This is a genomic window from Candidatus Contendobacter odensis Run_B_J11, assembly GCF_000531125.1.
Classification (GTDB): domain Bacteria; phylum Pseudomonadota; class Gammaproteobacteria; order Competibacterales; family Competibacteraceae; genus Contendibacter; species Contendibacter odensensis.
Window position 1 is genome coordinate 1 of sequence record NZ_CBTK010000268.1, and the last position, 9,910, is coordinate 9,910.

At 51.2% G+C, this 9,910-nt stretch carries 7 protein-coding genes; 3 read left to right on the forward strand and 4 right to left on the reverse strand.

What is annotated here, in order from left to right; translation table 11 throughout:
- Positions 1-23: 23 nt before the first annotated feature.
- From BN874_RS16120 to BN874_RS16130, 4 genes are read right to left on the reverse strand one after another with little or no spacing between them, the layout of a single operon-like run.
- Positions 24-647: a tetratricopeptide repeat protein gene (locus BN874_RS16120; protein ID WP_051497939.1), complete on the reverse strand. Its 624-nt coding sequence runs from the start codon at positions 645-647 to the stop codon at positions 24-26.
- Positions 648-695: 48 nt separating this feature from the next.
- A complete protein-coding gene (locus BN874_RS16125; protein ID WP_154724979.1) occupies positions 696-1,058 on the reverse strand; it encodes a hypothetical protein in 363 nt (120 codons plus the stop codon).
- A gap of 19 nt (positions 1,059-1,077) precedes the next feature.
- Positions 1,078-1,224: a hypothetical protein gene (locus BN874_RS24700; protein ID WP_154724980.1), complete on the reverse strand. Its 147-nt coding sequence runs from the start codon at positions 1,222-1,224 to the stop codon at positions 1,078-1,080.
- A 52-nt stretch (positions 1,225-1,276) separates the two neighbouring features.
- Entirely contained in the window at positions 1,277-4,558 is a 3,282-nt protein-coding gene (locus BN874_RS16130) for a phage NrS-1 polymerase family protein (protein WP_034435258.1), read from the reverse strand.
- 971 nt (positions 4,559-5,529) lie between these two features.
- Between BN874_RS16130 and BN874_RS16140 the strand changes: the two genes are divergently transcribed.
- The 3 genes from BN874_RS16140 to BN874_RS16150 all read left to right on the forward strand — a co-directional run bounded on the left by BN874_RS16140 (position 5,530) and on the right by BN874_RS16150 (position 9,890).
- Positions 5,530-6,840, forward strand: coding sequence for a hypothetical protein (locus tag BN874_RS16140; RefSeq protein ID WP_034435260.1), 1,311 nt, complete (start codon positions 5,530-5,532; stop codon positions 6,838-6,840).
- A gap of 763 nt (positions 6,841-7,603) precedes the next feature.
- Complete coding sequence (locus BN874_RS16145) at positions 7,604-8,239, forward strand: hypothetical protein (protein WP_034435261.1); 636 nt, start codon at positions 7,604-7,606, stop codon at positions 8,237-8,239.
- A gap of 250 nt (positions 8,240-8,489) precedes the next feature.
- On the forward strand, positions 8,490-9,890 hold the full coding sequence (locus tag BN874_RS16150) for an AAA family ATPase (protein ID WP_081756452.1): 1,401 nt from the start codon (positions 8,490-8,492) through the stop codon (positions 9,888-9,890).
- The last annotated feature ends 20 nt before the right edge of the window (positions 9,891-9,910 follow it).

Here is a 9,910-nt window from a genome sequence, read left to right on the forward strand (position 1 = left end):
AAACACCTTCTATAATACATTGATTAAATTGAGCTTTTCAAGAGACCGGGAACTGCTGCTTCTTCATCATTTTTGGGAACACCCCGACCCTGCGCATAGCTCACACCGAGAATATATTGTGCAACCACATATCCTTGTTTAGCTGCTAACCGGAACCACCGAACGGCTTTTTGAGCATCTTGGAGAATACCCCGACCCCCCATATACATCACACCCAGATTAGATTGTGCAGTCGCATGTCCCTGTTTAGCCGCTAACTGATACCAGTGAACGGCTTCTTGATCGTCTTTGGGAACACCATAGCCCTGCTCATACATTATACCCAGAGCATACTGTGCATCCGCATATCCCTGTTCTGCCGCCAACCGATACTGCTTAATGGCTTCTTGATCATCTTTGGGAACACCCCAACCCTGCGCATACATCCAACCGATATTATATTGCGCAGCCGCATGTCCTTGTTCCGCCGCTAACCGAAACCAGTCAACGGCTTCTTGATAGTTTCTGGGAATACCACAACCCTGCATATACATCATACCCAGATCAGCTTGTGCAGCCGCATCTTCTCTGGACGTCAATTCTAGAGTAACTCTAGTGTTATCCGCCGGTTCAAGTTTTATTTTCGGTAGTTTCCTATCATCTATCATTAGAGATAATCTCCCATCACTCCTTATATAAGGAGAGTCGCCGGTTGCTTAGAGCGCATCTTGAAATATCCAGTGAGGTGCATCATCAATCCAAATGTCTGGAAACACTTCATGGGCGCTGAGTGATTCAGTTTTGTTTTTACGTCCAGTAAAGAATATCCGTTCCACTTTGCCACGAAGTAAATCTTTGACCTCATCACCTTCGGTGTCTTCATAGCGCATCGTGCAACAGATCACCCGGTGGCCCAATTTGGTTGCCAGCGCAATAAAAGCATCCCAAAGTTTAGGGTCTTCGGTATAGGTGCCATCGTAGTCCAGCGCTATCAACAATTTTTTCATGAAAACCAAAAACTCCATCACTATCGGATCGGGAACCCACTGCAAAAAGGTGATCAGCGGCAAACTTCTCACACAGTACTCCATCACCGGATCAACTCACCGGCACCCCAACAATTCCCTTCTTGAAATCAATCTTCAAATCTCGGCTGACGTAGCCCCAAAACTCGGTCACGCCACCTGCATAGCGGTAGCGCAAGTAGTAACGACCGTGGCGTTGTTCGTCGATCCCGCGTGGCATAACGGGATGGACGGCTCAAACCCGGCTTGACGTAGTTTGCGTACCGCATTCATCAGAATTCCTCGATGTCGCGGGTTTTCCTAAATGGCGATTGCGACGGCGACCGTAGTGCCTGATCAATTTCAGCGGGTAACGGCTTGGAATCCAAAGGAGGAGGAGGCGCGGCCGGATTTTGTGGATTTACGGGTGATACGGGGGTTAACGGGTATTGTTCCACCCACTCCCGTAAAAAATTGGATTCACTTACTTTTTCTAATTCTTTCCAATTTTCGCCCGCGTCTAGTGAAACTGTACCCGTAACCCCCGTATCACCCGTAAATTTTGCAGAGTTCCGATTAGATACCCGCCAGTAGGCAATTTTGGCGTCGGTATTTTCTCCCGCCTTTTCCAGCCTTAGCCCACTGGCTATCTTGCCTTTATTCCTCTTAAGCCAGTGTCCTAAGCGTAAAGCGTCTACTTTTTCAGAATCGCGGCGACTGACCGCCACTTCCAGCAAGGCCCGATGGAGATCACTACGTCCAGGCAAACCGGCTTGCTGGGCCATTTCGGCGGCGGTCATTCCATTTTTCCCGAATTCGGCAAACCACAGGGTCAAGATGCTATGCAGATTCGCGGTAACGGCGTCATCCGCTTCCAAGCGAGTTCGGGTCAAGTTCGGGTCGGGCATTCCCGCCCACACCAGCGCGGATCGCACCCATCCAGACCATTCCTCAAAACTGCCGTAGGGCGGAATATCCTGTTTCGGTTTCCCGGCCACGATGTAAGCCCGGAGCACGGTCAGCGCCGCTGACAGCAGACGGGCGCGGTTCGCAGGAACCCATTCGTTGAGGTTGCGCTGGAAGGCGCGGGCGTCGGGTCGTTCGCACGCCGGGTCAATCCGGCAAACCAGCATCCGCCGCACCATATCGCCCCGGGCGCGGAGGTTATTCCCGGTCGCAAACATCGCCACATTCGACGGCATGTTGGGAACTTCGGATTTTCCGAGAATGCGGATGGCGATGGATGTTTCAGTGAGTGCGGAACACAACAAATCGCCTTGCAGATCACGCTCGATATTGTCGATATTCAGCAGGGGCACCCCTTGCAGCAACAAAGCCCCCAGCCGCTTTTCATCCTCGGCTTCATCTTTGCCTTGGGAAATGGCCGGCGCCGCCCGGCCAGTGGCGACCATTGCAATGGTGTTGACGATTAAACCCTTGCCCGCGCCCATCACCGGCGCATCAAACGCAAACAGCGGGGCGGTTCGCAGCGACCGCCGCACAATGGCGGTCAACAGACCCGCCAAGGCCACGGACAGATCAACATCGCCTTCAGCAAAGGGGAACTCGCTAAAAGGCTCTTTCAGCACTTCCAGCGCCGCCCGCGCATCGGTGGAAGTCGGCGCATCGGGAACCCGGATCGGATCACCGGTGTAGTCCACATACAGCCCGCTTTCTTCGTCATAGCCCGATTGCGTCAACAACGAACCCTCGCGCCGCAGGGTCGGACATTCGATAATCCCGGTCAGTACCGGCGCGCGCCACTCTCCCGCCAGTGCTAGAAGAGTCTCGGCATATTTGGGCGGTGGATCGGCGGGCAACCACTCTTCCGCCTCCTTATTAAACTTCACCCACTGGGCAGACTGACTGAATCGGCGGTTCAACCACGGTAGATTGACCTCTTTCAACACCAGCGCACCGGCTGGAATGCGAATGCTCTTTTTTCCTGTGGAAGTATCCTGCTTTACCGGACGGACCAGCATCCCCACCCGCTGATAAAAGTCCGCGCCGAAAAACAGCGCCTCTTTTTCCGCACGGTCCACAATGCTCGGCAGTTTGCCGGGTCGGATTTTGATCACGCCGATTTGATCCACCGCTGCTTCAATCTGATCCCTGACCCGTTCTTTTCCTTCAAACCAGTTCGCCAGGGCGGCGAAGGTTGCGGGCGATTCCTCGGCAATCCGCTGGGTATCGCGGGTATTGAGGTTCGCTAATGCCTGCTTCCAGTTGAGATTACGATCATCAAGGGGTTCGCCCGGTTGGGGCGGGAACTTCATCAAGCGGATCGCCTCGTGGCGTAATTCCTCGTTCCCCGGATTCAGGAAATGGGGGTTGCACCAATAGGAGCCGCCGATGAGAGAAAACGCCACAATCCGCGCCTTATCTTCCACCTCTGGCGCGGAATCGCCGCACACCAAAATTTTCAGCTGGGGATACGCTTCCCTCAGTTTATTAGCCGTACTCCACAGTTGGGAGGCCACTCCCGCAATGACCACGGGGTGGTCTGTGCATTCATGAATGCTCTTGGCGCTCGCTTCATCGGTGGCCAGGCACACCAGCCGGGTCAATGCGTCCAGTTTGCCGCAGACCTTGAAGGCGGTTTTTTCTGGGGTCGGCTTTCCCGGTCGCTTCCCGCTGTACCCTTCCCGGCCATCGGCCATGGCCTTATCGAGGGTCCCTTGACCGTAAGTGCGCCCGTCGCTGTAATGAATTTCATCCCACTTTGGACGCATCAAACCGGACTGGCGAAACAGCCGATCCATCCGCGCCGCGTCGTGATCCGTCCAAAACGCCAGCGCGTTGCATAAGGCCAAATCCGCTGAACTCGCATCACCACCCTGCCCGGACAAGTCGCCCGCCCAGAGCGCATCGAAGACCCGTCCATTTTTGGATTGGCGGGCTTGGGTCAGCAGGGCGGTATCGTCCAGGTCAAAACCGGATTCCACAGGAAGAGGGCGCTCTCTTCCTGTGGACGCGGTTTCCTTCACCATGAATTGCTGGTGCAGCCAATCCAGCGCGGATTGTTGCTCAGTGACAGCGAATGCGCCGCCGTAGCGGTTGCCGGTGAGGGTTAGATAGCGGTTTGACGGGTGGCTATAAACTTCCAACCATTTGGTTTTGCCGCTGCATTTTCCCGACCGTTGCGGTTGGCCGTAGCACCAGATTCGTAGCCCGGTTCCGCTGGGGGAAATTTCAATGTAAGTACCGGCAAATTGTTCCAACACTTCAACCGCCATCGGGTCGAGGTCGAGGGTTTCAGGATCGAGCACATGATCGAGATCGAGTCCGGTCAAGCCATCATCGGCCGACAAACACAGCCCGATTCCTTCCAGGTTGAGCCGGGAAACGGCGGCAACAGCGGTATCGAAATCCGCCCAAGTACTCGGATCGTTGGATTTGGCGTACAGCAACTTGCCGTTGGATTGGGCGCTGATGGGCGGCTTGGTCGGCTTGCCGTTCCGATCTTCGTAGTGCCAGCACACCCATTGTGGCAGGGTGCGGAGTTCGGTGGGAACTGAGATAAAGTTGCCTGCAACATCGGCAACATCGGCAGCAGAAACAGAAAAGACACGCATGTTATTTTTCCAAGCCATGCGAGTCCAACAGCGGAATGAATTTGCGAAAACTTCAGCATCCAGCTAAAATCTTCACTGCCAGATCATCCCGCTGTTTCGCACAGCAACTAGTTTTGAGCAGAGACCCACCGAGGACGGTGGGTTTTTGTTTTATGGCACGGGTAAAATTTCTCCAAACTCGCGAAGATCGATAGCCGCCTGTGGGGCTGACTTAGGGCTACAGTTTAGCGATCTGAAAAATTTTCTCCAGCATCACCCTCTCCCCCCCAGCTCCCGCCCAAATTTTTTTAAAAAAATTGCTTTAAGTATAGCACAAGAAGCTTTATAAAAATATTTTTATTCGTCAGTCTCAGTGATAGAAAAAAACTTGGCGCTTGGTTCTCGAATTTTTGGTACTTGGATCAAAAACCACCATTTTTTGGAACTTGGATCACGAATTTTTGGAACTTGGATCTCGAATGGATGGCGGTTGGATCCCGTAAAGTTGAGCCGTCCTCATCATTACAAAACTGGACGATGTTTTATGCACCCCGTCAAGCAATACACGGCGGCAGTACTCTACAACGGATTCTCTTACCAAAATCGGACACAGTATTAGCGTGTCCGGCTTCACGAAGCCAGCCTCAAAGAAATTATTGGGCTCTTGGGTGAAGAAGCGGAAGCCGTTGCCAGACCCCCCATTATTTCTGACCTCAAAGAAAAGTGCGATCCCTTTCCACGGGACGAAGATCATGATGTCAAGAGGGGGCTTTTTTAGAGTAGAAAGGGTACTTGATGTGGACCCCCCGATGTCAGCGGGCGCTGGCAAAACAACACCCATCAGCTTAAAATGGATAGCCGCCTCACTAAACTGGGAGCTTTGAACCATTCCTTTGGGGTCGCGTCCAGGCGAATCATTGAAGAAGCCGGGTTCCCCTTGCCCGGTCTGGTGTGGCTCCCCTATTTCAAGGGTGCAGAAGGAGAGCTATGCCATGTCACAGTTTGATCTGAAACCGTGTGAGTTCGAGAAATGGAGTTGTGTCGAATTATGGCCGGTTTCTCAAGCATTTTTTATTCTATTGGGCAAAGAACCGCCGCCCCTATCCTATCTTCTACAGGACGATGGCTCTCCGGTCGATTACGATTTCGGCGACGCTAAGTATTCTTGGGATAGTCTTGATGGATGGCTTACTTTAAATCAGCAGATTGAGTACGCTGTAGATACCAAAGCTATCCCGTCAAAGTACTTTATAATTGACTCCTTCCGCGTTACCGGGATCAAGCCCTCCGACTTATTGGCATGGGCTAAACAGAAAGAGATTTCTATTCCGGCGGAACTGGAATTCCTCATTCCTATTCCGGCGAAATCGAAACCCCTCATTCCTGTTCCGGCGAAATCGAAACCCCTCATTCCTGAGCAGCCGGAATTGAGTACGCCCGCTAAAAAACCACCGCCGGCGTGTTGGCTCTCCTATGCAGAAGCTAAAGCAAAATTGAACGCGAGCGATACCGATATGTTTAAGTGGACGGCATGGCCTGAGGATAAAACGGGAAAGAGTAAACTGTACGTCTATAAAAAAAATGAATATGAAGCGGAAATGGAAACAGGGTATAACTGGAAAAGGGTTGGTCGGCTGCGCGATAAAAGCAGAAACGATTGGTGGATTTCCATACAATTCTGCAACTTCCACGCCGCAAATGTTGAACGATTTCAGCCTGACCCGGATGATCATTACTGGAACTATGAGGAAGTTATCGCCCAGTTGCGGCATAGCTTACCCGATACTTCAGAGCGTGACTTGGTGGCGCTTCTCACAGAAGCGTCCAAGGGGGACAAGGGCGAGTTCACTCTCCAGTTGATAGTGAATAGTCCGACGTTGACCGACCACATTTTTCGCCAATCGGAAGTTATAAAACTGGCAGCGCACTGCTCCTGTCCTGAGCAGGCTACGCCTGCGCCTGCTGTTCCTACCCTGCTTGAACCTACCGCGTTTGCTGTTCCTGCTCTCGCCCCTAGTGAGCCGACGAAAAAAACCAAAAAGGGCGCGGGGGCGACACGTAGAACTGCTCTGGGTAAGGCGGAAGATGTGGCGCTGAGGACATTGCGAAAGGAATTAAAGCGTGAGCCAGACTTTGCAGAATTCTGGGATTACCTAATCCACCGCGACGATACCGGAACCGTAGCTGACAGCACAGATGATAGGTTAGATTGGATTGGTGCGAATAAGCCCTGTAGCACCGACAAGTCAACTATGCGAAATCGACTGACAAACGTAAAAAAGCGCAACCCTTTCAATCTCTAAATCCACCAAGTCCTGATCTTGTAACCTTTTTGGTTGGAGATCTACTGGCTACCCCGATCCGCCTCGCCTTTGGCCCCCGCTACCCTATGGCTTGACAGCCTTCGTTTAACTGCCGGTTCTTTGAACTCCGCCGTATATCGTTGTCGGGATGACGGCTTTTTCATGCTCACTGCATACCTCCGAGAGTCTCTTATTAATGAGGTGTCTACGAAAGTGTAACACGATCACCCCGTAGTCATGAATGTGAAAATTCACGGTTATACCAGCTATGACGGCCTAGCGAATATTTTTAAGCCGTTTGTTTTAGATTCAGCTCCATTGAAGGCCAGCAACCTCGCTGGTCGTAACGGAGCCGCACTCTATGTCTACCGACCCTACCCGAATTTCCTCGGTTCTGACCGTACCGGATCGCCGCAACGGCGATCCGTCCCTCTCTCCCGACGCGGTACCACATCCTGAAAGCCGGCGATCTATCCCCCTATTAAAGGGGCCACCGGTGGTATGTCACCCGGGAGGCTCTGAGTTCCCCCCTAGCCGTTTGCCAGCATTCCGCCCGGATCACCGGAAGGGACACTCACGCCTGAAATTGGCCCAGCGCTGTCATGGTAACACCCTCCTTATTCTTTTGAGATCTCGCTCATGCCCACACAAAACGGGCAACGACTTGGCGGAAGCTAGGTAAGCCCAAACGGAGTCGTGAGGAACAGCGGTAACCCATTAAGAGTCAGGGTCAACGCCCTGAACCCAAACTCGGATGAACACTATGAAAACCGACCCATCAACAATGGCGGCTTCTTCCAAGACCTTCAAGCAGAAGTTGAAGAGTGGTAAAGGACTTAAGCCGGTTGAATTGACAAAAGAGCAGGCCCTCCTCTTTCAAAGGCGAATTCAGAATAATATACGCAAAACCAGGGGATTTATTTATGAGATGTTTTGTGGCGGATTTAGAGCATTGGGACGCAAATCCTTTTATGAATGGATTATTCATGGATTTGGAAAACAAGCCAAGTCTACAATTTATCGAGAAAAAGATGCGGCGGTCATCGAGGAAATATTGGGTTACGAGGTGGGTTCCATAAAAAACGGGAGTTTTTTTGAACTGTTGACACACCTCAATAGTGAAGAGGATGTCGTTTTTGTATGGGAGGAAGGCCAAAAGTTGGCCGGGGGAAAACTACCTTCGGCTGAGATGATCAAGGAGATTATTGAAGATCATGGGTTGATTAAAAAGAAGATCCCGTCCCAGTCAAAGCCTGAAGCGGCAATAAAAAATATTATAAAAAATATTGCCTTGTTGGCTACATTGGAACATTGCGAAATCATCCACCAGGCTTTGCAGAAGAGGGTCGTGAGTCTCAAAAATCCACGGCTGAGATTTATCAATATCAAGACTCAGTAGGAGTGACCTTTCGGTCAATTTTTTACTGGCACAGGCCTGATTCGGTAATGGTTTTCCCAAAATGGGAAAACTCGCCGCCTTAGGGCCATACTAAACCGATGGGTAGGAAAAGCGAGCCTACCACAGTGTCTTATTACAGCGACTCCAGACGGATCAAATCCTGATGGGGAAGCGTGCTATGCACGGGGGTATACGAGTGTCTTCCCTTCGGATTTCTTTCGATTTTCTTACAGTATAACAGGTGTAGAGTATGGCTATGATGACCCCAACCCAATCTGAAGTGCGGCAGATGAATGAGCATTTGTTGGAGTATGCACGAGAGGCGCTGCCCTATTGGTTACCCCATGGTTATTTCGATCACGGTAATTATCGTGCAAAAAATTTGAACAATATAAGGCGAGGCAATATCGCGGTCCAATGGGCAAAGGGAAGTTGGAGCGATTCTGCTGACAAAGACGCCAAAGGTCCCGATTTGCTCAGCCTCCATGCCCACTTGTTTTTCCATGGGTCACTGGAGGCGAGCATCCAGCAATTAAAACAAGAATACCAGAGCAAAACCGGTCCTTTCAAACCACGGGTCGTCAGAGAACCCAATTTTTCAACTAAGCCCGAGGGCCCAAAATCCTTAAACTCTTACGATAGACTGATCACCCCTATTCCTAAGGAGGCCTCCCTGCCCGAACAGATCAAACAATATCCGTATTGGATTTACCGTGATCCTAACGGTCGTAATCTTTTCTATGTGGTTCGAGTGGATCGGTCGAACTATTATGCTTTGACCTACTGGATAACTCCAAGATCTAAATATGAGTGGCGTCGTCAACCTCCCTCCCCTTTACCTCTGTATCATTGGGATCAACTGTCTGCAAGAGAGACCATCCTCGTGACCCAAGGGGAAGAATCGGCAGATGCAGCCGCTCAGTTGTTTAGTGGGGTTGCGACGACTTCTTTTGATGGTTTGCGCGGTGTCGACCGTACGGATTGGACACCGTTAAAGGAGAAAAAGGTGGTGATTTGGCCACGCCACAATGAGGCGGGTGAGCGCTATAAAGATGCGGTAATTTCTCTGTTGTGGGGCCAAGCGGACGATATTCAAATCCTCCAGTTTACAGAACACCATCCGGTAGGCTGGGATGCAGCGGCCGCTTTGAACGAGGGCTGGAAACCTGTATTTGGGGTTAATTACTCTTTGGAGTATCCGAAATTATTCAATCTGGCTCGATTATCGGAGAGGGCTCTTACCGAAGAGCGGGATTTTTTTGAGACCTGTGGCCGGTCGCTCACCGAGCTGATTCAAGTGGATTTGCCGCCCCTAGAGTATGTCGTTCAAGAATTGATCACGACCGATTCACTGAACTTGGTGTCGGCGTGGCGTGGGGTGGGAAAATCTTTGTTTGTCATGGAGTTAGCCATAGCAATTAGTACCGCCAAACCTTTCTTTGTTTGGGAGGTGCCGAAGCGGCGCACTACCGTGGTGATTGATGGGGAAATGGGATTGGCTCTGCTTAGAAACAACTATGAGTCCCGGTATCCCCAAGGGCGAAAGAATCTGTACTTGGTGGCGTCGGATGATTTTGTGAATGCCGATCATCTGCTCAATATTGTAGATACCCAGCAATTCCCGCTCTCCTTATTTAGACCCACTTTTTAATAGGTCGATTAATGATTTCA

Bases quoted from the DNA above. Each gene is read 5' to 3' on its own strand.
- BN874_RS16120 (WP_051497939.1), bottom strand. From the start codon at position 647: ATGATAGATGATAGGAAACTACCGAAAATAAAACTTGAACCGGCGGAT.
- BN874_RS24700 (WP_154724980.1), bottom strand. From the start codon at position 1,224: ATGCCACGCGGGATCGACGAACAACGCCACGGTCGTTACTACTTGCGC.
- BN874_RS16130 (WP_034435258.1), bottom strand. From the start codon at position 4,558: ATGCGTGTCTTTTCTGTTTCTGCTGCCGATGTTGCCGATGTTGCAGGC.
- BN874_RS16140 (WP_034435260.1), top strand. From the start codon at position 5,530: ATGTCACAGTTTGATCTGAAACCGTGTGAGTTCGAGAAATGGAGTTGT.
- BN874_RS16145 (WP_034435261.1), top strand. From the start codon at position 7,604: ATGAAAACCGACCCATCAACAATGGCGGCTTCTTCCAAGACCTTCAAG.
- BN874_RS16150 (WP_081756452.1), top strand. From the start codon at position 8,490: ATGGCTATGATGACCCCAACCCAATCTGAAGTGCGGCAGATGAATGAG.